The sequence below is a fragment of the Streptococcus sp. IsoGale022 genome (assembly GCF_031142805.1).
Lineage (GTDB): Bacteria > Bacillota > Bacilli > Lactobacillales > Streptococcaceae > Streptococcus > Streptococcus sanguinis_A.
In genome coordinates, this window is the sequence record NZ_JAKZJI010000012.1 from 41,494 (window position 1) to 64,719 (window position 23,226).

Below are 23,226 nucleotides of genomic sequence, written 5' to 3' on the forward strand. Positions count from 1 at the left end.
TTAAATTTCTGATTTGTTTTCCGAGTCCTTTCGTGCTATAATAGGCCTTGCTCAAGCGACCTTCAATCGTTGAAAGCACAGCACGACCTTCAATCGTGAAATAACGAAAAGATGGGAGAACACAATGAGTGATAACTCTAAGATTCGTGTCGTTGTTGGTATGAGCGGAGGTGTCGATTCATCAGTAACTGCTTTGCTCTTGAAAGAGCAAGGTTACGATGTGATTGGCATCTTCATGAAAAACTGGGACGACACAGACGAATTTGGTGTCTGTACAGCCACAGAAGACTACAAGGATGTAGCTGCTGTTGCAGATCAGATTGGCATTCCTTACTACTCTGTCAACTTTGAGAAAGAGTACTGGAATCGCGTTTTTGAATACTTCTTGGCGGAATACCGAGCTGGTAGGACTCCAAATCCAGATGTCATGTGTAACAAGGAAATCAAGTTTAAAGCCTTCCTTGACTATGCCTTGACACTGGGTGCAGATTACGTTGCAACGGGTCACTATGCTCAGATAAAGAGAGACCAAGATGGCTTGGTTCACATGTTGCGTGGCAAGGACAACAATAAGGATCAGACTTACTTCCTAAGCCAACTGTCACAGGAACAACTGCAAAAGACTATGTTTCCTCTGGGGCATTTAGAAAAGCCAGAAGTTCGAGCAATTGCTGAAAGAGCTGGTTTAGCTACAGCTAAGAAAAAAGACTCGACTGGTATTTGCTTCATTGGTGAGAAGAATTTTAAAGAATTTCTGAGTCAATATTTACCAGCCCAGCCTGGTCGCATGATGACCTTGGAAGGCCGAGATATGGGCCAGCATGCTGGGTTGATGTATTATACTATTGGCCAGCGGGGTGGTCTTGGAATTGGTGGTCAGCACGGTGGAGATAATGAGCCTTGGTTTGTGGTTGGAAAAGACCTCAGCCAAAATATCCTTTATGTGGGTCAAGGCTTTTACCATGACAACTTAATGTCAACCAGTCTTGACGCTAGTCAGGTTCATTTCACAAAAGAAATGCCAGAAGAATTTACTATGGAATGTACAGCTAAGTTCCGCTACCGTCAGCCTGATTCTAAGGTGACAGTACATGTCAAAGGAGACAAGGCAGAGGTCATCTTTGCGGAGCCACAGCGCGCCATTACACCAGGACAGGCAGTTGTCTTTTACGATGGCGAAGAGTGTTTAGGTGGCGGTTTAATTGACAATGCCTACCGTGATGGCAAGGTTTGTCAGTATGTCTAACTGGAGTTAAATAAAAACAATGAGTTCTCAATTTTTTTATGCATTTATGGCATTTTTCGCTATAATGAACCCAATTTCAAATCTTCCTGCTTACATGGCTTTAGTAGCAGATGATAGTCAAAAAATTTCACGAAAAATTGCTTTTAGGAGTCTTTTGATTGCCTTTGTTATTGTAACTGTTTTTATCTTTTCAGGAGATTTCATTTTTAAAGTATTTGGAATTACAATTGTTTCTTTCAGAATTGCTGGTGGAATATTAGTGGCCGTTATCGGTTATCATATGATTAATGGTAATCATTCACCCAGCTATAAAGGAATGGAGCAGCAAGCAGTAAATTCAGATCCAATGTCTATTGCTATTTCTCCTCTTGCAATGCCACTTTTTGCGGGACCAGGTACAATTACAACTGCTTTAAGTCTGGCTAATGGAGGTTTGCAGAATCAACTGATAACCGTAGTTGCTTTTGCTCTACTATGTGTCATCACTTATCTCCTGTTAAGAAGTGCAAAACAAATTGCAGGCTTCTTGGGAGAAAATTTGATGAAAATTATAACGAAAATGATGGGACTTTTACTATTCTCGATAGGAATACAGATGATTATCGTCAGTGTGCAGACCTTGCTCAAACAGTGATTTGCATTGACAAAACGATTTGATTTGATAAAATAGCTTTAACAATAGTCATGATGGTCAAAGCTCATGGATGTTGCAGGCTTTTTTGTCCTGCACTTCTGGAGACTTGGCCTTTTTTGGTGAAAAAAAACGAAGGAAAAAGAAATGTCACACAATTTTACTGAAAGTTATGATATTATCGTGATTGGAGCAGGGCATGCTGGGGTTGAGGCATCGCTGGCTGCTAGTCGAATGGGTTGCAAGGTTCTTTTAGCAACCATCAATATTGAGATGCTGGCTTTTATGCCCTGCAATCCTTCTATCGGAGGGTCTGCTAAAGGGATTGTCGTTCGTGAAGTAGATGCTTTGGGTGGGGAGATGGCCAAGAATATTGACAAGAGCTATATCCAAATGAAGATGCTCAATACTGGTAAAGGACCCGCTGTTCGGGCTCTTCGGGCCCAGGCGGATAAGGAAGTTTACTCCAAAGAAATGCGGAAGACTGTTGAAAATCAAGAAAATCTGACTCTGCGGCAAACCATGATTAATGAAATCTTGGTAGAAGATGGTAAGGTCATTGGGGTTAAAACAGCGACCCATCAGGAGTATGCAGCTAAAGCTGTTATTGTTACGACTGGAACAGCCTTGCGGGGAGAAATTATTATTGGTGATCTCAAGTATTCATCTGGTCCAAACCATAGCTTAGCAGCCATTCCTTTAGCAGATAATCTGCGTGACCTAGGATTTGAAATTGGTCGTTTTAAAACTGGAACTCCTCCACGTGTTAAGGCGTCATCTATCAATTATGATGTGACTGAAATTCAGCCAGGTGATGAAAAAGCCAATCATTTCTCTTACACGTCTCGTGATGAGGACTATGTGAAAGATCAAGTTCCTTGCTGGTTGACTTATACCAATGCGGAAAGTCATGAGATTATCCAAAATAACTTGCATCGGGCTCCTATGTTTTCAGGAGTAGTCAAGGGAGTGGGGCCACGCTATTGCCCGTCTATTGAGGATAAGATCGTCCGTTTTGCGGACAAAGAACGCCACCAGCTTTTCTTAGAACCTGAGGGTCGTGATACAGAAGAAGTTTATGTGCAGGGGTTGTCAACTAGTTTGCCAGAAGATGTGCAGAAGGACTTGGTTCACTCTATCAAGGGTCTAGAAAATGCTGAGATGATGCGGACAGGATATGCCATTGAGTACGATATGATTATGCCCCACCAGTTGCGGGCAACCTTGGAAACCAAGAAAATTTCAGGGCTGTTTACAGCAGGTCAGACCAATGGGACTTCTGGTTATGAAGAAGCTGCAGGTCAAGGGATTATTGCTGGGATAAATGCGGCCTTGAAAATCCAAGGTAAGCCGGAGCTGATTCTGAAGCGCAGTGATGGTTACATTGGAGTCATGATTGATGATTTGGTGACCAAGGGAACTGTAGAACCTTACCGACTCTTGACTAGCCGAGCTGAGTACCGTTTGATTCTCCGCCATGACAATGCAGATATGCGTTTGACAGAGCTGGGACGAGAAATTGGTCTGGTAGATGATGAGCGCTGGGCTCGTTTCGAGATTAAAAAGAATCAATTTGACAATGAAATAAAGCGTTTGGAATCCATCAAGCTAAAGCCTGTCAAGGAAACCAATGCCAAGGTAGAAGCACTTGGTTTTAAGCCTCTGACAGATGCAGTAACTGCCAAAGAATTTATAAGGCGACCGGAAGTGTCTTATCAAGATGTGGTTCAGTTCATTGGTCCAGCTGCAGAAGAGCTTGATGAAAAGATTATCGAGTTGCTTGAGACAGAGATTAAGTACGAAGGCTATATTTCCAAAGCTCTTGATCAGGTTGAAAAGATGAAGCGCATGGAAGAGAAGCGGATTCCAGCAAATATTGACTGGGATGATATTGACTCGATTGCAACTGAAGCACGACAGAAGTTTAAGAAAATCAATCCAGAAACGATTGGTCAGGCTAGTCGTATTTCTGGTGTCAATCCAGCAGATATTTCCATTTTGATGGTTTACTTAGAAGGCAAGTCTAGAAGCATTTCTAAAAATCAAGCGAAGTAACTCTTGTAAAAGGCTTAGTTTCCTTTGGGAAGCAGCCTTTTTGTGTAAATTTACAAGAGGTTTACAACGTTGTAAACTTTGAAAGGCTGTTTTTCGCTTCCTTTACCCTTCTTAAATGCTTTACTTATTGGGAGAAATTCGCTTTTTTCTAGGATTTATGGTAAAATGGCGGAATAAGAGGTCTATGATGAAAAAATTTCGTTTTGCCCCAATTCACTTGGCGATGGCGGGTCTAATTTCCTTTATAATCTTAGCCATCTGTCTGAGGCTTTTTGGTGATAGTTTGGCCATGCTAGCTGCTCTCATGCTTGTGCTGGCTCTTTTGATTGTGCTTTTTATCCAGCAACAGAGAGTATCAGAGCTAGATGAGATTGAGCAGATTCATTATGTCAATCATCAAGCAGAAGGAAGCCTCGCTTCCTTGCTGGATAAGATGCCAGTTGGTGTCATTAAAATCAGTGAAGATAACGGTGATGTAGAGTGGTTTAATCCCTATGCAGAACTGATTTTTACAACTGAAGATGGTGATTTTGATGCTGATATGCTCAAGAATATCATGAAGGCTGCTTATTCAGACTCTGGTCATTATGCTACGGTTGGAGACAAGAAATATTCGGTTTACTTGGACCGTGCATCTAGTGTGTTTTATTTTTTTGATGCATCCAATGAATACGAAGCGACCGTTGGTCTGGTAACAACGCGCCCCGTAATCGGGATTATCTCGGTGGATAACTATGATGATTTGGAAGATGTCGTTTCTGACACAGATATCAGTCATATCAATAGCTTTGTGGCCAACTTCGTAGCAGAATTTTCTGAGCAGTTTCACATGTTTTACCGTCGGGTTGGCATGGATCGGTTCTATCTTTTTACGGATTACACAGTGCTGGAACAGCTGATGGAAAATAAATTTTCTATTATTGATCAATTCCGGACGGAAGCTAAAAATCGAGAGCTGTCACTGACACTCGGTATGGGCTTTTCTTATGGTGATGGCAATCATGATGAAATCGGTCGGGTAGCCCTGCTTAACCTCAACTTAGCTGAAGTTCGCGGTGGGGATCAAGCTGTTGTCAAAGAAAATAATGACAATATGAACCCAATCTTCTTTGGTGGAGGAACGGCGTCAGCTGTTAAGCGCACGCGCACCCGAACTCGGGCTATGATGACTGCGATCTCTGATAAGATTAAGAGTGTGGATCAGGTCTTTATAGTCGGACATAAAAATCTGGATATGGATGCCTTGGGTTCTTCTCTTGGTATGCAACTCTTTGCTAGTAATATCATTGAGAAAGCTTATGTGGTCTATGATCCGTCCCAGATGGCTTCTGACATTGAGCGCTCCATTACAAAGCTCCAGCAGGAAGGGGCTGATTATCTGGTGCCGATTTCTGAAGCAGTAAATATGGTGACCAATCGGTCGCTCTTGATTATGGTTGACCACTCCAAGATATCTCTGACTCTGTCTAAGGATTTCTTTGATCAATTCAGTCAGATTATCGTAGTGGACCACCATCGACGTGATGAAGACTTTCCGGAAAATGCTGTGATTGCCTATATCGAAAGTGGGGCTAGCAGTGCCAGTGAGTTGGTGACGGAGCTGATTCAGTTCCAGAATTCTAAAAAGAACCGTCTCAGTAAGATGCAAGCCAGCCTTCTCATGGCGGGTATCATGCTTGACACTAAAGGATTTTCATCTCGAGTCACCAGTCGGACCTTTGATGTAGCCAGCTATCTACGGACTCGGGGCAGTGACAGTGTTGTGATTCAGGACATTTCTGCTACGAATTTTGAGGAATATCGTGCGATTAATGAGCTGATTTTAAATGGCAAGAAGATTTTGCCTAATGTCATTGTAGCAGCTGGCCCAGAGGAGAACACTTATGATACGGTTGTCATCAGTAAGGCAGCTGATACCATGCTCTCCATGTCAGGAATTGAAGCTACTTTTGTCGTGAGCAAGAATACCAAAGGCTATGTGTCTATTTCAGCTCGCAGTCGCAGCAAGATCAACGTTCAGCGAATTATGGAAAAGCTGGGCGGTGGCGGTCATTTCAATCTGGCAGCAGCTCAAATTGAAGGTAAAACAGTTTCTGAGGTCCTTCAGTCGCTGAATCAAGAAATTATGGACCAAGTCATTAAAGAGGAAGTAATAATAGACGAGGAGAAAAAAGGATGAAAGTAATTTTTTTAGCAGATGTAAAAGGCAAGGGCAAAAAAGGCGAAATCAAGGAAATGCCGACTGGCTATGCTCAAAATTTTCTGATTAAGAAAAATTTAGCCAAGGAAGCAACAGCGCAGGCTATCGGTGAGCTGCGCGGTAAGCAAAAGTCTGAAGAAAAAGCACACGCTGAACTAGTGGCAGAAGCTCAGGCTATTAAAGCTAAGTTAGCAGAAGAAGCTACTCTTGTTGAATTTACTGAAAAAGTTGGTCCAGACGGCCGCACCTTTGGCTCTATTACCAGCAAGAAAATAGCAGAAGAGCTGCAGAAGCAGTTTGGCATTAAAATTGACAAGCGCCACATTAAGGTGGACTCACCGATTCGCTCCATTGGTCTGATAGATGTTCCAGTGAAAATTTATCAGGATATAACTGGGGTGATTCGTTTGCGGGTTAAAGAAGGATAATAGTGATTTGAAGGAAGGATTTACCGATGGCAGAGATTGATGAACTCCGAGCTCAGCCTCAGGATATTTTAGCGGAGCAGTCCGTCTTAGGAGCCATTTTCATTGATGAGAGCAAACTGGTCTTTGTTCGTGAGTATATTGAGCCTGCTGACTTCTTTAAGTATGCCAATCGCTTGATTTTCAAGGCTATGATTGACTTAGCTGACCGCGGGGATGCCATTGATGCAACGACGGTTCGTAATATTTTGGACAGTCAGGGTGACCTGCAGAATATCGGCGGTCTCAGCTACTTGGTGGAAGTGGTCAATTCTGTGCCAACATCTGCCAATGCTGAATACTATGCTAAAATCGTCGCAGAAAAAGCCATTCTGCGGCGGCTGATTTCGCGTCTGACAGAGTCTATCAATCAAGCCTACGATGGCGACCGGCTTTCAGAGGAAATTATCGCTGGAGCTGAAAAAGCTCTGATTGATGTCAGTGAAACAGCTAACCGTAGCGGTTTTAAGAATATCCGTGATGTGTTGAATCTTAACTTTGGCAATCTGGAGGCTCGGTCTCTGCAGACATCAGATATCACCGGAATTGCGACTGGCTATCGTGAGCTGGATAAGATGACGACTGGTCTGCATGAGGAAGAATTAATCATTTTGGCGGCTCGGCCAGCGGTCGGAAAGACGGCCTTTGCCCTTAATATCGCTCAGAATATCGGAACCAAGCTGGATAAGACTGTAGCCATTTTCTCTCTGGAAATGGGGGCGGAGAGCTTGGTGGACCGGATGTTGGCTTCAGAAGGGGTGATTAATTCTCACTCCATTCGTACGGGGCAACTGACAGATGAAGAGTGGCAGAAATATACCATTGCGACAGCTAATCTGGCCAATGCCAGTATTTATATCGATGATACACCAGGGATTCGGATTACAGAGATTCGCTCGCGGGCTCGAAAACTAGCCCAGGAAACGGGTAATCTAGGGCTGGTCTTGATTGACTATCTGCAGCTGATTACGGGAACGGGCCGTGAAAATCGCCAGCAAGAAGTTTCGGAAATTTCCCGTCAGTTGAAAATCTTGGCGAAGGAGCTCAAGGTTCCGGTCATTGCGCTGAGTCAGCTCTCGCGTGGCGTGGAGCAGCGGCAGGATAAGCGACCAGTGCTGTCTGATATTCGGGAATCAGGTTCCATTGAGCAGGATGCGGATATCGTTGCCTTCCTTTACCGAGATGATTATTATGATCGAGCCGGTGAGGAGGAAGAAGGCATTCCCAACAACAAGGTTGAAGTCATTATCGAGAAAAACCGGAGTGGAGCGCGTGGTACAGTAGAGTTAATTTTCCAGAAAGAGTATAATAAATTCTCAAGTATTTCCAAAAGAGAGGAAGAATAAAGATGAGTGATGCATTTACAGATGTGGCAAAAATGAAAAAAATCAAAGAAGATATCAAGGCGCATGAAGGACAAATCGTTGAGATGACGCTGGAAAACGGTCGTAAGCGCCAAAAAAGCAAGCAAGGCCGTCTGATTGAAGTTTATCCGTCTTTGTTTATCGTGGAATATTCCGATGAAGGCGGTCAGCCAGGGGAAATCTCCAATACTTATGTTGAGTCTTATACTTATTCTGACATTTTGACAGAAAAGAACCTCATCCGTTATTTTGATGAATAGAAAGGCCCAGCGGGTCTTTTTACTTATATTTGAAGCAATTCCTCAGTCAAATCGACTTATATAGAGGATGATAAGCAAAGAAAACAGGTGGTCATCATGATTAAAAATTTGGTTTTTGATTTGGGCAATGTCTTGATTGAATGGAATTCTGAGAAAATCTTATCCTATTTTGAACCTGAGGAAGGACGGCAGCAAGTGCTTAGACAGGCTATTTTTGAGTCAGGTGTCTGGCATCAGACGGACAAGGGAGAGCTGAGTTTGAAAGAAGCTTGTAATGAAGTGCAAGCTGGGTTGGACGATTCTTATCATTCTGCCGTTAAGAATGTCTTCTACCATTGGTATGAGGTTGTGCATGTTTACAGTGATTTACAGGAAAAGATTGAACTATGGGCTAAGCAAGGCTATCGAATCTATATCTTATCAACCACTTGCGAGATTTTTTACCATATTGAAAAAGCTGGTTTGTTACCCATCTATCCACTGCTATTAGGCTATACCCTTTCCTCAGAGGTCGGTGTCGTCAAGCCGGAAGCAGAGATTTACCAAAAGCTCTTGAAAAAATATAATCTGAATCCAGTGGAATCCGTCTTCATTGATGATATTCAGGCTAACTTAGATACGGCAGCTGAACTGGGCTTTGAAACCATTTTATCCACAAGTGAGACAGAGAATATCAGGGCTATGGAGGATTTGCTGGCTGCGAAAGGGAAGTTTGACTGATTAATGATAGTTTGCTTCACTTATAGTTGAAAAGGAGTGAGCCCAAGCTCCAACCTTGACATTTGCTGATGATTGCGCTATCATAGTTCTATATATGGGAGTCTGTGTACAGTCTGAGAGGAAGTGTAAGCTTCGACCGCACCTGATCTGGGTAATGCCAGCGTAGGAAACATACCGAAAAAATGTGGTATTTGTGCGCCTTTTCCGTATATGGAAAAGGCCTTTTCTTTTATCATCATTATCGAATGGTGATATCTTGAAGAATTGCGGCGCTAAAATGCAGGAAAGGAGGAAAAGCATTCTAATGAAAGCACTACAAAGGCTGATGCGACAGCAAATCGGTCTCTTAGGGATGCTGGGTGTACTTGTTATCTGGCAGGTCATGGGCTGGCTCAAGCTCTTGCCCAAGTTTATTCTGCCAACACCTCTGGAAATCGGTCAGGCCTTTATCAGAGATGCTGGCTTTCTAGCAAGTCATAGCTGGGCGACCTTAAAAGTAGCCTTGCTGGGTTTACTGCTGGGCCTGATCTTAGCCTGCATCTTAGCTGTGCTTATGGATAGCATGAGCTGGCTTAATGATCTGATTTATCCCATGATGGTCGTGGTGCAGACTATTCCGACCATTGCTTTGGCGCCAATTCTGGTTCTCTGGCTGGGTTATGGGATTTTGCCCAAGATTGTGCTCATTATTCTGACGACAACTTTTCCGATTATCGTCAGTATTCTGGACGGTTTTCGGCATTGTGACAGAGACACCTTGACTCTCTTTAAGCTCATGCAGGCCAATCGCTGGCAGATTCTCTGGCATTTTAAGATTCCAGCTAGTTTACCTTATTTCTATGCAGGTCTGAGGGTCAGTGTTTCCTATGCCTTTATCACGACCGTGGTTTCCGAATGGCTGGGCGGTTTTGAAGGCTTGGGTGTTTATATGATTCAGTCGAAAAAACTCTTCCAGTATGACACCATGTTTGCTATTATCATATTGGTTTCGGTCATCAGCCTTCTGGGAATGAAGCTGGTGGCTGTCAGTGAAAAATATGTCATTAAGTGGAAATAAGAGCTCAGCTCTGCTATTTTCCAAAGAAAGAAAAGAGGATAATAATGAAAAAAAGTTATAAAGTGTTGCTGGCAGGCTTGGCTGCCGTATCAATTATTGGCCTAGCGGCCTGCGGCCAGTCAGACTCGGAGTCAGCTAAGAAGGATAAAAAGATTGATTTTATCTTAGACTGGTCACCCAACACCAATCATACCGGCCTTTATGTGGCTCAGGAAAAGGGCTACTTTAAGGAAGCAGGCGTGGATGTAGATATCAAGTTGCCACCTGAAGATAGCAGTTCGGATTTGATTATCAACGGCAAGGCACCTTTTGGTATTTATTTCCAAGACTCTATGGCTAAAAAATTGGATAAGGGCGCGGAAATCACTGCTGTTGCGGCCATCGTTGAGCATAATACTTCGGGCATCATTTCCAAGAAGTCTGCAGGGATTACAAGTCCTAAAGACCTGGCTGGCAAGAAATATGGTACCTGGAATGACCCGGTGGAGCTGGGCATGCTCAAAACCTTGGTTGAAAGCCAGGGTGGGCAGTTTGATGAGGTAGAAAAAGTTCCCAACAACGATTCCAACTCCATCACGCCGATTGAAAATGGCTTGTTTGATGCAGCGTGGATTTATCATGGCTGGGACGGCATCATGGCTCAAACACAGGGCATTGATACAAATTTCTTTTATATGAAGGACTATGTCAAGGAGTTCGACTATTATTCTCCAGTCATCATTGCTAATAATGACTATCTGAAGAAGAATCCGGACGAGGCGAAAAAGGTCTTGCAGGCCATCAAGAAGGGCTATCAATATGCCATGGAGCACCCTGAAGAAGCAGCGGATATTTTAATCAAGAATGCGCCAGAATTGAAAAACAAACGTGACTTTGTTTTGGCTTCTCAAAAATATCTGTCTGAGCAATATGCATCAGATAAGGACAAGTGGGGTCAGTTTGAGGCTAGCCGCTGGAATGCCTTTTACAAATGGGCCAAGGATAAGGGTATCGTGGACAATGACTTGAGTGACAAGGGATTCAGCAACGATTATATAAAATAATGACAGAAATTAAACTTGAAAATGTAAGTTATGCTTATGATGAGCAGCAGATTTTGAAAGATATCAGCCTACAGGTAGAAGCAGGTCAGGTCGTAGCGATTTTGGGACCTAGTGGAGTTGGGAAAACGACCCTCTTTAATCTGATTGCTGGGATTTTGGAGGTTCAGTCGGGCAGAATTGTCCTAGACGAACAGGAAAATCCTAAGGGACGGGTGAGTTATATGCTGCAGAAAGACTTGCTGCTGGAGCACAAGACGGTGCTGGGCAATGTCATCTTGCCCCTCTTAATCCGAAAGGTATCCAAAAAGGAAGCGATGGAGCAGGCAACTCAAATTTTGAAGGAGTTCGGGCTCTTTGATGTGGCTGGCAAGTATCCACATGAGCTGAGCGGGGGGATGCGGCAGCGCGTGGCTCTGCTGCGGACCTATATGTTCGGTCACAAGCTATTTCTTCTAGACGAGGCCTTTAGTGCTTTGGATGAGCTGACCAAGATGGAGCTACACGCTTGGTATCTGGATATTCACCGTAGGCTTGGTCTGACGACTCTCCTCATTACTCATAGCATCGAGGAAGCTCTGGCTCTCAGTGACCGCATCTATATTCTGAAAAATCGCCCTGGGCAAATCGTGGCAAGTTTATCGCTAAGCTGGTCAGACAGCAAGGATAAGGAACTGCAGAAGTTGCGATACAAGCAGGAGATTTTGAAGATTTTGGGAGTGTGAAGCAACTGCCTGAATTCCTTTGCTTTCAAGAAACAACTTTAATCAAGCCTTTTGGCTTGATTTTTTGCATAAGTCCCTTTACTTTTGACTTTATTCATGGTACAATAGCCCTTGTGTGAAATAGCAGCAGGAAAGCATGGAGCTCGTCAACAGAACATCAGCTATAAAAGTAGCCTTAGCTGTTTGGGCGAAAATGTTCTGCACGAATCAGGGCTTTCTAAGTGACTATTTCCTCAAAAATATTTTACAGGAGGACATTTTTATGTCACGTTATACAGGACCATCTTGGAAACAAGCTCGTCGTTTGGGTCTTTCTCTTACTGGTACAGGTAAAGAATTGGCTCGCCGTAACTATGTACCTGGCCAGCATGGACCAAACAACCGCAGCAAATTGTCAGAATACGGTTTGCAATTGGCTGAAAAGCAAAAACTTCGTTTCACTTACGGTGTAGGTGAAAAGCAATTCCGTAACTTGTTTGTTCAAGCTTCAAAAATCAAAGAAGGAATCCTTGGTTTCAACTTCATGCTTCTCTTGGAGCGTCGCTTGGATAACGTTGTTTACCGTCTTGGTCTTGCGACTACTCGTCGTCAAGCTCGTCAATTCGTAAACCACGGTCACATCCTTGTTGACGGCAAACGCGTTGATATCCCATCATACCGCGTAACTCCAGGTCAAGTGATCTCAGTTCGTGAGAAATCATTGAAAGTTCCAGCAATCCTTGAAGCTGTTGAAGCAACTCTTGGACGCCCAGCATTCGTATCATTCGATGCTGAAAAATTAGAAGGTTCATTGACTCGCCTTCCAGAGCGCGATGAAATCAACCCAGAAATCAACGAAGCACTTATCGTTGAATTCTACAACAAAATGCTTTAATTTGTATTTGTTCAGAAGTCGGTTTCCCGGCTTCTTTTTTATACTCTCAATGAATTAATTAGAGCTATTTCCAACTAAAAAATGTCAATGGATTGAGACAGCTGTTTTGGGATATTATCTGATTTCTTTCTGCTCCTATCCAATCAGGTGAGACAGTCTGTAAAGATTTTTTCCAGCTTTTTTACGGAAGATTTGCTGAAATGGTGTATAATGGGGACAAGACAGTAACAGAAAATTATATGAAAGGAGTAGCGATGAAGGTTCTAGTGACAGGAGCGACTGGCTTTCTAGGAAAGTATGTTGTATATGAGCTGGCTGAACAAGGCTATCAGGTGCGGGCTTTTGGCCGTAATCTGAAGGCTGGTCGGCAGTTAGAAGGTACTTTAGTAGAGTTTTTTGCTGGAGATTTTACCAGAGAAGAAGAGATTTTTGCAGCCTGCGAAGGAGTGGATGCAGTGGTGCATGCTGGTGCCCTCTCAACGATTTGGGGACCATGGGAGCAGTTTTATCAGACCAATGTAGTAGGAACCAAGTTGGTTATGGAAGCCTGCCGACATTTTGGAGTGCAAAGACTGGTCTATATTTCCTCTCCGAGTGTTTATGCTGCGGCGCGTGACCAATTGGCTATCAAAGAAGAGGCTGCTCCTCAGGAAAATGAGCTGAATTTCTATATAAAAAGCAAGCTCATGGCTGAGCGGATTGTTCGAAGCTATCCTCAAGTTCCATCGGTTATCTTGCGCCCTAGAGGGCTTTTTGGTATTGGAGATACCAGTATCTTTCCTAGGATTCTGCGCTTAAGTCAAAAACTGGCGATTCCACTTATCAGAAATGGCCAGCAAATGATGGACATGACCTGTGTGGAAAATGTGGCCTTGGCTGTTCGTCTGGCTTTGGAAATTCCAGAAGCGCAAGGAAAAGTTTACAACATTACCAACGGAGAATCCCGTAGTTTCAAGGATATGCTGGATGAAGCTTTGGATGGTTTACAGGTTCGTAAACGTTATGTTAAGTTGCCTGCTGTTTTTCTAGGTCTTCTGGCACAGGGCTTTGAAAGCTTTTATCGCTTTTTTAACATTGAAAAAGAGCCACCTCTGACTCTTTACACCTATTACTTAATGCGTTACAGCCAAACGCTGGATATATCAGCAGCAGTAAGGGATTTGGGCTATCAACCCAAGTTGACAATCAGTGAAGGGATTGCAAAATATGTCCAACATTATCGAGAAAATTGAGTATCTTCAGCCTGGGCGCTGCAGCAGTCACTTGCAGCATATGTTTAAGGGAGTTGCCAAGAAAAAAATAATTTTTCCAGCTGGCGTTTTCCTCTTGAAGCATCGTGAGAAAGGCTATATTCTCTATGACACGGGCTATTCTCCAGCTATTCTGAAGCCCAATTTCAAATACTGGCTTTATGGTCTGGGAACGCCTGTTGATATGTCAGAAGAGGAGCGTGTAGATCGGCTGCTTGAGCAAAAAGGAATTGTGCCAGAAGATATTTCTTATGTCATCTTGTCGCACTTGCATCCAGATCACATCGGCGGAGCCGCTTTCTTTCCCAAGGCTCGCTTCATTCTGACCAAGACCGTTTTCAAAACTTATCAGCGTGGTAAGCTTAAGGATTTGGTTTTCAAGGAGTTTCTTCCACAGGATTTTGAGAAGCGGCTGAAAGTGGTGGAGCCTCAGCAGGTCCAAGCAGAATTCCTCTATCGCAAGACGGTTGATTTATTTGGGGATGGCAGTCTATATCTGGCTTCAGTTGATGGCCATGCCGCTGGTCAAGCTTGTCTCTTTTTGCCAGATTATCATCTGTTTATCGGAGCTGATTTGTGCTGGGGCGTGGATCTGTTGCCTTATACCGAGCAGATGCGTTTCTTGCCGTCACTGATCCAGGATAGCAAGGAAGAATACATGGCTGGTGTTGCCTTGCTTCGGCAGTTGATTGCTGTCGGCTATCAGGTGCTAGTCAGTCATGATCCGGCTGAGAGAGCGGAGCAGATTTTGTATGAAACTAGGAACATTTCTAAAAACCTTTAGCGTCATGCGCTGGGGGCATCAATTTAAAGATCGACAGGCCCTGGAACACTATCAAGTCAAGGCTTTAGCAGCCTATCGGGAATTTCTGCAGCAGGAATCGCCTTATTTCAAATCAGGTATTCCAGCAGATTTTAAGATGAATAAGGCTTTTATGATGAAGCGTTTCAATGATCTCAATACTCAAGGGTTGGATCGTGATGAGTTGCTAGCCTTGGCACTTGAGAGCGAGCGGACACGTGATTTCAGTCCCATGATAGGAGAAATTGCTGTCGGCCTGTCTTCAGGGACATCTGGTCACCGAGGCTTATTTGTCACAACTGAAAAGGAGCGCAGTATGTGGGCGGCGGCCATCTTGGCCAAGATGCTGCCTACAGGCAAACTCTTTGGGCACAAAATCGCCTTCTTTCTTCGGGCAGACAACCAGCTCTATCAGACTGTCAATTCAGGCTTGATTTCTTTGGAGTATTTTGATACTTTTCAGAGATCCGAAGAGCATGTAGAGCGCTTGAATGCTTACCAGCCGACGATTTTGGTGGCTCCAGCGTCAATGCTCTTGGAGCTGGCTAAACAAGTCCAGGCAGGAAATTTGAAAATTGCCCCTAGCAAAGTCGTATCGGTGGCAGAGATTTTAGAAGAGCCAGATCGGCAGAGGATTCAAGCAGGATTTGGTTTGAAAAAGGTGGATCAGGTCTACCAAGCGACCGAGGGCTTCCTAGCCTATAGTTGTTCCTACGGGAATCTTCATCTAAACGAAGACATTGTCCATGTAGATAAGCGCTACTTGGATGATAGGCGCTTTTATCCAATAATTACGGATTTCGAGCGGACTTCTCAGCCAATTTTTCAATATGAGCTGAATGATATCTTGGTGGAAAATCCTGAACCTTGCCCCTGCGGTTCGGTCTTTACACGGATTGATAGGATTGAGGGGCGCTCGGATGATATTTTCATTTTTGAAAATGCTACAGGTCAGTCGGTGGAGGTCTTTCCAGACTTTATTCGCCGTTGTATGCTCTTAGTTGATGGGATTGGAGAATACCAAGTCGCTCAGAAACAGGACCATTCGCTGACCATTGCTATCGAACATCGTAGTCAGCAGCGAGAAGACGAGATTGTCCAGCAGTTTCAAAACTTAGCGACTGATAAAAGATTTCTTATGCCGGCTATTTCTTTTGAAGATTATCAGCGGGACAGAAGCCGTAAGTTGAAACGTATCTATCGGGCTTAAGAATGCCCCAATTTGGAAAACATATGAATTGGTGGCTCAAGCGCTTTGGCAGTTTACCCAGCTGGCGAGCAGCCCCAAGTCTGACAAGAAGGAGTTTAATATGACTACAGTAAAGAATCATATAAAGATTGTTGGTTATGGTACGCATCTACCTAGAAATACTGTGACTTTTAAGGATCAGACCCGTTATCGGGTGATGGAAAATGAAGAAACCCAGCTTTCTATGGCTGTTAAAGCGATTGAAAAAGCCCTAGAGCAAGCGGGCTTAACAATCAAAGACATCGACTGTATCGTGTCAGCCAGTGCGGTGGGCGTTCAGCCTATTCCCTGCACCGCGGCTCTGATTCATGAGTTGGTGGCTAAGGGCTTGTCCATTCCAGCCATGGATATCAATACGACCTGCACCAGCTTTATCTCAGCTTTGAGTCTCATGTCTCATTTGTTGGAGGCTGGTGAGTATCAAAGGATCCTCATCGTGTCCAGTGAGGTTGGAAGTTTGGGTCTCAATCCCAATCAGAAGGAAAGTTTTGAGTTGTTCAGTGACGGAGCAGCAGCTTTGATTTTTGAAGCAACAGAGGAAGAAAGAGGGGTCATCTCCAGCATGCAGCGGACCTGGTCTGAGGGAGCTCATGATACAGAGATTCGCGGTGGTTTGACATCTTTTCAGCCTAAGGAGTATTCGGATGCTACCAAAACTCACTACATGTTTGACATGAATGGCAAGAAGATTCTCTTGCTTTCTGCCAGAAAAATTCCGGAAATGTTTAAAGAATTTAAAGAAAAGAGCGGCCTCAGCCTATCTGATTTGGATTATATCATTCCGCATCAGGCGAGTCGTGCTCTGCCAATGGTCATGTGTAGCTTGGGTATACCTGATGATAAATACCTTAATATTGTGCAAGACTATGGTAATATGGTGTCAGTAGCAGTGCCCTTTTCTCTCTGTTATGCTTTGGAGCGCAATCTAGTCAGAGAAGGGGATACCATCGCTCTGATGGGAACAGCAGCTGGTATGACGGTCAATATGTTGGCTATGAAATTATAATAAAAACAGGGTGTACAGAACCAAAAGAGGTTTTATACACCCTGTTTAATTTTTCAAAATATCAGAAGAGCCAGAATCCATTGGATCGAGCAGCTTCTTACAGCATTTTCAAAAGAAATTCTGCTATTTGTTCAGGACTTTCTTTTTTTCCTCTAGCAATCCACATCTGGCAGACACCAAAGAAGGCATTGGCAAGAAAGACCCGGCTGTATTCTTTTTCAAAATGATTGTAAATACGATTGCTAAAACGGTCCTGTAGGTTATCCGCCAGCATCACCTGCAGCTTGTGGCGCAAGAAATTTTGAATCTCTTTCGTACCGTTTTCCGTCAAAAGGGCGGCTAAGAGCGGCTCTTGCTGGAGGAACTGAAAGACCTCCGTAATCGCAGTTTTGATATCTTCTTGATTGTGCTCAAAAATATATCCCAACTGATGAAAGAGGTTTTGCTGATAACGTTCAATCATATCGTACTTGTCCTTGTAGTGAGTATAAAAACTACTACGGCTGATACCAGCAGCTTGAGCTAGCTGGACAGTAGTGATATGGTCGAAGGACTGCTTATGCAGTAGTGTAACCATGGCTCTTTCAATAATAGCCTTGGTTTTTCGGCGCTTATTGCTTTCTAACATAAAAACTCCCTTTGAGGCTAAGCCTCAGTCTGCTCTTCAAGCTAATAGCTATCATAGCAAACTACTTTTTCTTTTTCTCCACGTACCATTATATCAAATGTTTTTCCAGTGGAAAAGAGTTAAATTCCGGAATTAAGCATAGATAGTCAAAATTTTATCTTAATTAGGCTTGGTTGACTGGCAAAAAGCAGTAAAAATAGCGAAGCTGAGATTTAAAGGTAAAGTCTCAGCTTTCAGTCTATGTATTATTTGAAGTAGAGATAGTCGGGATTGGGAGTGACGTGAAGCAACTCCCCCTCTTGCGAGAAGATAATAGAAATTTGCTCATTTTTATAAGAGTAAATTGTGTAGGTATTTTGTAATCTTGATGCTTGAGCAATATCAACTGCACCTGCTAAGAAAGCACGCGCCTGTTCTTTGCTTATTTTTTGATCCTGAACCAATCTTTTAAGATTTTCTAATTCTTTGTCTTGGAAGGCTTCATATTCAGAAGCGAGATCGGTGCTTATTTTTTCTGGTTCGCCGAGAATACTTTTAACTTTTTATTGGGTATATCCTTTAAATTCAGGAATTTGCGCTTCAAAACCGCCAGATTCATAGGATTGGTAATAAACCTTGGCATCGCCAGTCGCATAAATCTTATCTTTCTTAGCATGATTGGCATCTGCTGGCAGCAGTGTTTCATATGGAACCGTATCGTCAAGTTAAGAGCTCGATGCTTGGCTCCATTTACCTCGCTTATCATTCTAATATAATGCTGATTTTCTGTGTACCTACCTATGGGAAAATGCCTTTTGTTTACAGATTATTCAGGGATTAAAGGCACTAGGGCCAACTTATTCCGCTTCCCTACAATCTTTTTAAACAAAATTAGACACGATGTCTAATTTTTAAAGAATAAACTTGTAATAATTTTCGATTGGTGTATAATCAATTTTATCGAAATTTGGACACTATGTATAATTTTTAGGAGGTAGACATGTTAAGAGAATGGAAAGCTATTTTAAAAAAGCCGACTTTTATCATTGTGATGTTAGGAGTCTCAATGATTCCTGCCTTATATAACGTTATTTTCTTGAGCTCCATGTGGGATCCGTATGGAAAGGTATCGGACTTGCCAGTGGCGGTCGTCAATCAGGATAAAGCTGTAACTGCTAGTGGCAAGACCTTGTCTATAGGCGAGGATGTTGTTTCCAGCCTCAAGGAAAATAAAAATCTGGATTTTCATTTCGTCAGTAAAGAAGATGCTCAAAATGGTCTGGAAAAAGGTGATTACTACATGGTTGTGACACTTCCAAGTGATTTATCTGAACGTGCAGCCAGTATTTTGACAGATAATCCTCAGCAAATGAAGATTGACTATCAAACGTCTAGCGGTCACAGTTTTATTGCTGGTAAGATGAGTGATTCAGCCATGGCTTCTTTGAAGCAGACGGTGGCGCAAAATGTAACTGATACTTATACAAGCGCCATATTTAAGAATATGGGAGACCTAAAAAATGGCTTGGTGAAGGCATCCGAGGGTGCTCAGCAATTAACATCTGGCAGCCAACAACTAGGTTCAGGAAGTCAGACAATTGCAGATAACTTAAGAACTCTGAATCAAGCTACGAGCAAATTATCGTCCGGTGCAGCTCAATTTAACACAGGACTACAGACTTATACTGGGAGTGTTGCACAAGTATCGTCTGGACTGGGTAGTTTGTCAAACGGGATAAACACTTATGCAAATGGTGTAAGTACTGTGGCCACAGGTGCAAATCAGCTGTCGGATCGATCATCAGACTTATTGGGTGGAGTCCAACAGCTTACTCAGTCAGGAGATGGAGTTCAGGCCTTATCGACAGGTGTAACGAATCTGAACACTGGCTTGGCTACATTAAAGTCATCGGTAGATACAACCTTAGCTAACAATCAGCAAAACGTGAATGATTTGTCAACTGGCTTGACTCAGTTGAATGCTAGTATTCAAGCTGCAGCAAGTGACTCAGCAGTGTCAACAGACAGCATTGAAGCTTCGCTGACTAGCATAGCAGCATCCGCTCAAGCCATTATCAATAATAATCAAGACGCCAAGGCCGCCGCTTTGGCAAGTGTCCAAGGGACCAGTGCTTATCAAGGACTTTCTAGTGAGGCTCAGGCAGAGATTGATGCAGCAGTCGGTGCTAGTCAAGCGGGAAGTGACCAATCTGCTCAGGCAATTTTATCAGAAGTTGATACGATGAGGGCTTCTCTTGAAACGATAAAAGGCGCTAGTCAAACAAAAATTAGTCAGTTAGAAGGCGCATCAAATCAAGTTCTGCCACAGGCAGCTAACATGATCAATGGCCTTTATAATGGCTTATCAACGGTGAGTGCAGGCCTCGGTTCAGCAAGTGGAGGAGCCAATCAACTAGTCGCAGGTGTAGATACCCTAAATGAGAAACTAACGACTGGCGCGACACAATTGGAACAAGGGGTGACAAGCTATACCAATGCAGTCGGTCAGCTATCTGAGGGGACATCAGCTTTGGCAAGTAAGAACCCTGATTTGCTAGCAAATACAACAAAATTAGCAAACGGGGCAGCCCAATTAACAGATAAATCGCCAGAATTGACCTCTAGTTTCGGGAAATTAGCGGATGGGACCAATCAATTAGCGAGCGGAACAGGGAAGCTAGCTGATGGCAGCAGTGCTTTAACAGATAATCTCTCTAAACTTACTGTGGGGACGAGCGATTTGTCTAATGGACTCGCGGATGCAGGCGATAAATTGTCGGCTGTTTCAACCAAGGAAGACAATGCAAAAACTCTGGCAGATCCTCTGACACTGAGCAAGACAGATGAGAACAAGGTAGAGAAAAACGGCATTGGGATGGCGCCTTATATGATTTCAGTAGCTTTATTTGTGGCGGCTATTTCAACCAACATCATCTTTAGTACACTTCCATCGGGTCAAGAACCTAGGACGAAACGAGATTGGCTGAAGGCCCGTATAGAGGTAAATGGAGTCATTTCTGTCGTGGCGGGTGTTTTGGTCTATGGTGCTGTGCACTTGATAGGCCTATCTGCTAACCATGAGTGGGCAACCCTTGGTTTGATTGTACTAGCCAGCATGACCTTTATGGCTCTTGTAACCGCTTTGGTTACTTGGGATAGCAAGCTCGGTGCCTTTGCTTCTCTGATTCTCTTGCTTTTACAGCTGGCTTCTAGTGCAGGAACCTATCCGCTGGAGTTGACTAGTAAGATTTTCCAAGTTATCAACCCTTGGCTGCCAATGAGCTATTCTGTATCGGGCTTACGCCAAACGATTTCCATGAATGGCCAAATAGGTAGTCAGGTGGTCTTCCTTGCTTTTGTTTTAGTTCTTTTCATGGCACTTGGTACTCTGGTCTATCGAACGGATAAAAAACAGCTAGCTTAGGGTCTGTGCCTTTATGAATCTGTAAGAATGTAGATGAAAAGTCTATCTGTAATTCTTTTACTTTTTCTCTAATCAACATCTCCTGAAAAGGGAGATGTTTTGTTTTCTTTAAGTTTTCTTTATCTTTCTTTTAAGTTTTCATCTTTAAAATTGCATTACATTCAAGAAAGATAGAGAGGGGAGAAGCCCATGGCAGAAAAAAATTTTCAAAATCATTTTCAGCGCTTTGAAACCAAATACATCATTTCCAAGGAAACCTTGCTGGATCTATTGCTAGAGTTTGAAGGCTATCTGGTGGAGGATGAGCGAGCTTATTCGACCATTAACAATCTCTACTACGATACGCCGTCTTATCAGCTCATTCGTGAGTCCTTGGAAAATCCTTGCTTTGACGAGAAGGTGCGCTTGCGGACTTATCAAGAGCATCCGACCGAAGATAGTCAAGTCTTTTTAGAAATCAAGAAAAAGACAGAGAATCTGGTCAGCAAACGCCGAATTGCAGCAGATTTGCTGACAGCGGAAGCCTATCTGGACGGAGATTACAGTCAGCTGACTGACCTTCAGATAGATAAGGAAATGGCTTGGCTAACCCAGCGTTTTGGCAATATTCAGCCTATGATGTATATCGGCTACAATCGTTATTCGATGAAAGGGATTGAGGATGAGCGGATTCGGATTACCTTTGATCACGACCTTACCTACCGTCCTTATGATCTGAGTCTCTTGGCTGGTCGCCATGGAGATCATCTCCTGCCAGCCAATCACGTTATCATGGAAGTTAAGACTCCAGAAACCTGCCCGCTATGGCTGAGTGAAATCATGGATCGCTACCAACTGTCTCCTAGCTCTTTCTCCAAATATGGCTTTGCTTATAAAAAAGCAAATTATATCAGCAGCAAATAAAATAGATAGGAAAAGAAAAATGAAACAATCAAAATCAACTCTTAAAAAAATTAAATTGATGATTCCACTGGTCTTGATGACAGCAGTGCTGGGAGCATGCAGTTCAAATGCCAGCAGCTCTACAGCTTCAAGCACTACCCAGACTGCTAATGCTACCAGTACCAGTCAGACTAAGACTAATACTTCTGATTATTTTGCCTCAGAGGACTCAGATGCTTCTTATGATGAGTCCAAGGCGACGACCATCAGCCTGAGTGGCTCTAGTGCTAAGACCTCTGGTGACGGCGCTAGTGTCTCCGGCTCTACCGTGACAATTTCTGAGGCTGGGACTTATGTCGTTTCCGGAACGAGTGAAAATGTGCAGATTGTCGTCAAAGCAGGTGATAGCGACAAGGTTCAAATCGTCCTAAATGGCGTAACCATGAGCGGGACAGACGCAGCTATCCTAGTAGAAAATGCGGGTAAAACAAGCCTGACTCTGGCTGACGGCAGCCAAAATACCATCTCAGATTCATCTAATCACAGCAATACGGATGCAGATGCAGCTATCTATAGTAACTCTGACCTGACTCTCAACGGCTTTGGAAGCCTGACAGTTGACGGCAAGTATGAAACAGCGATTAAGTCTGAGCAGATCTTGCGGGTGACAGGTGGTAACTATACGATCAAGGCAGCTAAGAATGGTCTGTCAGCAGCTTCAGCCATTAATATCAAGGACGCTACTATCGATATCACAGCGACAGAAGATGCTATCCACGCGGACAATGATGAAGATACTTCTCTGGGGAATCTCTATATCCAGTCCGGTACCATCACGATTAATGCTGGTGATGATGGTCTGCACGCTAGCAATATTGCTTTGATTGATGGTGGAACGATTACGGTTTCTAAGAGTGTAGAAGCTCTGGAAGGAACCAATGTTACCATTAACGGCGGCAAGCTGGATCTTTATGCGACAGATGATGGGATCAATGCAGCTAGTGACGTAACTGGCGCTGATATCTTTATCAAGATTACTGGTGGCGATATCAAGGTCGAGGTCGGTGAAGGCGATACCGATGCTATCGACTCCAATGGTGATGTCATCATGTCAGGAGGAAACTTGGATATTACTTCTACGGTATCTGCCTTTGACTTTGATGGAACGGCTACCTACACTGGCGGTACCATCACGGTCAATGGTGAAAGCCGAACAGAAATCACAGCAGACGGACCTGGCGCTGGTGGACCTGGTGGCGGCGGTGCCCCAGGCGGCCAAGGCGGTTTTGGTGGACGATAAGAAAATAAGGCAGTTCAATTTGAACTGCCTTATTAATTTATGAAAAAGATGGGGATGCAGCTATGTTTCT

General features: G+C 43.5%; 20 protein-coding genes, 1 pseudogene and 1 riboswitch. Of the genes and pseudogenes, 19 read left to right on the top strand and 2 right to left on the bottom strand.

The genetic code is table 11. The features are described 5' to 3' along the window. Positions 1 to 124: 124 nt before the first annotated feature. The 16 genes from mnmA (at position 125) to RG608_RS07510 (ending at position 16,943) form a co-directional block, all read left to right on the top strand. Positions 125 to 1,246 (top strand): tRNA 2-thiouridine(34) synthase MnmA, encoded by a 1,122-nt coding sequence (gene mnmA, locus RG608_RS07435; RefSeq protein ID WP_002894250.1) that lies wholly within the window; start codon positions 125 to 127, stop codon positions 1,244 to 1,246. Between the two features lie 19 nt (positions 1,247 to 1,265). Next, positions 1,266 to 1,880: a MarC family protein gene (locus RG608_RS07440; RefSeq protein ID WP_002894248.1), complete on the top strand. Its 615-nt coding sequence runs from the start codon at positions 1,266 to 1,268 to the stop codon at positions 1,878 to 1,880. A 144-nt stretch (positions 1,881 to 2,024) separates the two neighbouring features. Beyond that, positions 2,025 to 3,932, top strand: coding sequence for a tRNA uridine-5-carboxymethylaminomethyl(34) synthesis enzyme MnmG (gene mnmG, locus RG608_RS07445; RefSeq protein ID WP_268687127.1), 1,908 nt, complete (start codon positions 2,025 to 2,027; stop codon positions 3,930 to 3,932). 157 nt (positions 3,933 to 4,089) lie between these two features. Then, on the top strand, positions 4,090 to 6,111 hold the full coding sequence (locus RG608_RS07450; RefSeq protein ID WP_308946789.1) for a DHH family phosphoesterase: 2,022 nt from the start codon (positions 4,090 to 4,092) through the stop codon (positions 6,109 to 6,111). Next, the gene (rplI, locus tag RG608_RS07455; RefSeq protein WP_002894242.1) at positions 6,108 to 6,560 is read left to right on the top strand and encodes a 50S ribosomal protein L9; all 453 of its coding nucleotides are present in this window, start codon (positions 6,108 to 6,110) and stop codon (positions 6,558 to 6,560) included. Before RG608_RS07450 ends, rplI begins: the two co-directional genes overlap by 4 nt. Before the next feature lie 26 nt (positions 6,561 to 6,586). Next, the gene (gene dnaB, locus RG608_RS07460; RefSeq protein ID WP_268687129.1) at positions 6,587 to 7,942 is read left to right on the top strand and encodes a replicative DNA helicase; all 1,356 of its coding nucleotides are present in this window, start codon (positions 6,587 to 6,589) and stop codon (positions 7,940 to 7,942) included. A gap of 2 nt (positions 7,943 to 7,944) precedes the next feature. After that, positions 7,945 to 8,220, top strand: coding sequence for a Veg family protein (locus RG608_RS07465; protein ID WP_308946790.1), 276 nt, complete (start codon positions 7,945 to 7,947; stop codon positions 8,218 to 8,220). Positions 8,221 to 8,316: 96 nt separating this feature from the next. Then, entirely contained in the window at positions 8,317 to 8,940 is a 624-nt protein-coding gene (locus RG608_RS07470) for an HAD family phosphatase (RefSeq protein WP_268687130.1), read from the top strand. Positions 8,941 to 9,024: 84 nt separating this feature from the next. Continuing rightward, a riboswitch (TPP riboswitch) is annotated at positions 9,025 to 9,126 on the top strand. 91 nt (positions 9,127 to 9,217) lie between these two features. After that, positions 9,218 to 9,997, top strand: a complete 780-nt coding sequence (locus RG608_RS07475; protein ID WP_268687174.1) for an ABC transporter permease — start codon at positions 9,218 to 9,220, stop codon at positions 9,995 to 9,997. A 44-nt stretch (positions 9,998 to 10,041) separates the two neighbouring features. Next, positions 10,042 to 11,040 carry an ABC transporter substrate-binding protein gene (locus tag RG608_RS07480; protein WP_268687131.1) on the top strand — a complete coding sequence of 333 codons (999 nt, stop codon included), beginning with the start codon at positions 10,042 to 10,044 and terminating at the stop codon, positions 11,038 to 11,040. Then, positions 11,040 to 11,762, top strand: coding sequence for an ABC transporter ATP-binding protein (locus RG608_RS07485; protein WP_268687132.1), 723 nt, complete (start codon positions 11,040 to 11,042; stop codon positions 11,760 to 11,762). The genes RG608_RS07480 and RG608_RS07485 overlap by 1 nt, the downstream gene beginning before the upstream one ends. Positions 11,763 to 12,024: 262 nt before the next feature. Further along, the gene (rpsD, locus tag RG608_RS07490) at positions 12,025 to 12,636 is read left to right on the top strand and encodes a 30S ribosomal protein S4 (RefSeq protein WP_002899562.1); all 612 of its coding nucleotides are present in this window, start codon (positions 12,025 to 12,027) and stop codon (positions 12,634 to 12,636) included. Between the two features lie 200 nt (positions 12,637 to 12,836). Beyond that, a complete protein-coding gene (locus RG608_RS07495) occupies positions 12,837 to 13,868 on the top strand; it encodes an NAD(P)-dependent oxidoreductase (protein ID WP_268687133.1) in 1,032 nt (343 codons plus the stop codon). After that, positions 13,843 to 14,670 carry an MBL fold metallo-hydrolase gene (locus tag RG608_RS07500; RefSeq protein ID WP_268687134.1) on the top strand — a complete coding sequence of 276 codons (828 nt, stop codon included), beginning with the start codon at positions 13,843 to 13,845 and terminating at the stop codon, positions 14,668 to 14,670. The genes RG608_RS07495 and RG608_RS07500 overlap by 26 nt, the downstream gene beginning before the upstream one ends. Continuing rightward, positions 14,639 to 15,898 (top strand): F390 synthetase-related protein, encoded by a 1,260-nt coding sequence (locus RG608_RS07505; protein ID WP_268687135.1) that lies wholly within the window; start codon positions 14,639 to 14,641, stop codon positions 15,896 to 15,898. The genes RG608_RS07500 and RG608_RS07505 overlap by 32 nt, the downstream gene beginning before the upstream one ends. Before the next feature lie 100 nt (positions 15,899 to 15,998). Then, positions 15,999 to 16,943 (top strand): 3-oxoacyl-[acyl-carrier-protein] synthase III C-terminal domain-containing protein, encoded by a 945-nt coding sequence (locus RG608_RS07510; RefSeq protein ID WP_308946791.1) that lies wholly within the window; start codon positions 15,999 to 16,001, stop codon positions 16,941 to 16,943. A 97-nt stretch (positions 16,944 to 17,040) separates the two neighbouring features. Here RG608_RS07510 and RG608_RS07515 read toward each other — a convergent pair whose 3' ends face one another. Then, on the bottom strand, positions 17,041 to 17,571 hold the full coding sequence (locus RG608_RS07515; protein ID WP_268687136.1) for a TetR/AcrR family transcriptional regulator: 531 nt from the start codon (positions 17,569 to 17,571) through the stop codon (positions 17,041 to 17,043). Positions 17,572 to 17,816: 245 nt separating this feature from the next. Next, positions 17,817 to 18,248: pseudogene (locus tag RG608_RS07520) on the bottom strand (DUF4947 domain-containing protein). 302 nt (positions 18,249 to 18,550) lie between these two features. Here RG608_RS07520 and RG608_RS07525 point away from each other — a divergent pair. From RG608_RS07525 to RG608_RS07535, 3 genes are all read left to right on the top strand, one after another. Beyond that, positions 18,551 to 20,974 carry a YhgE/Pip domain-containing protein gene (locus RG608_RS07525; RefSeq protein WP_268687137.1) on the top strand — a complete coding sequence of 808 codons (2,424 nt, stop codon included), beginning with the start codon at positions 18,551 to 18,553 and terminating at the stop codon, positions 20,972 to 20,974. Between the two features lie 189 nt (positions 20,975 to 21,163). Beyond that, positions 21,164 to 21,877 carry a polyphosphate polymerase domain-containing protein gene (locus RG608_RS07530; protein ID WP_308946792.1) on the top strand — a complete coding sequence of 238 codons (714 nt, stop codon included), beginning with the start codon at positions 21,164 to 21,166 and terminating at the stop codon, positions 21,875 to 21,877. A gap of 19 nt (positions 21,878 to 21,896) precedes the next feature. Continuing rightward, positions 21,897 to 23,156 carry a carbohydrate-binding domain-containing protein gene (locus RG608_RS07535; RefSeq protein ID WP_308946793.1) on the top strand — a complete coding sequence of 420 codons (1,260 nt, stop codon included), beginning with the start codon at positions 21,897 to 21,899 and terminating at the stop codon, positions 23,154 to 23,156. The last annotated feature ends 70 nt before the right edge of the window (positions 23,157 to 23,226 follow it).